Annotated in this window: 1 protein-coding gene; it reads right to left on the bottom strand. The window is 40.6% G+C overall.

The window, feature by feature from the left end; translation table 11 throughout:
* Positions 1 to 247, bottom strand: a 247-nt coding sequence (locus HBA93_RS21560) for a GGDEF domain-containing protein (protein ID WP_221724610.1), incomplete at its 3' end; no start/stop codon positions are given.
* Positions 248 to 266: the final 19 nt, after the last annotated feature.

The raw sequence follows: 266 nt of genomic DNA, 5'->3' as shown, positions 1-266 counted from the left end.
AAACATCATTAATGTTTTTAAAATTATCCGCATCAATTACCAGCAAGGCAGATTGCCTGCTGGTTTTGTTCAGTTGTTTGATCGTGTCCAAAAAAGCATTTCGGTTGAGCAGTCCGGTCATGCTGTCGGTATCAGCACGTATTTGTAAAAGACGATTGGCCTCTGTCAGATCATCCGTTGTTTTTTTCAGTTTTGCATTCTGAATGAAAATATAGACGCTGATCGGAAAGCCGGTTAGCACAGGCATAATCGAGTTCATCAGGAAT

This window comes from Ochrobactrum sp. SFR4 (assembly GCF_019730395.1).
In the GTDB taxonomy this organism is placed as follows: domain Bacteria; phylum Pseudomonadota; class Alphaproteobacteria; order Rhizobiales; family Rhizobiaceae; genus Pseudochrobactrum.
The sequence above is the reverse complement of the archived record's forward strand: the minus strand, read 5'-3'. Positions and strand labels throughout refer to the sequence as shown.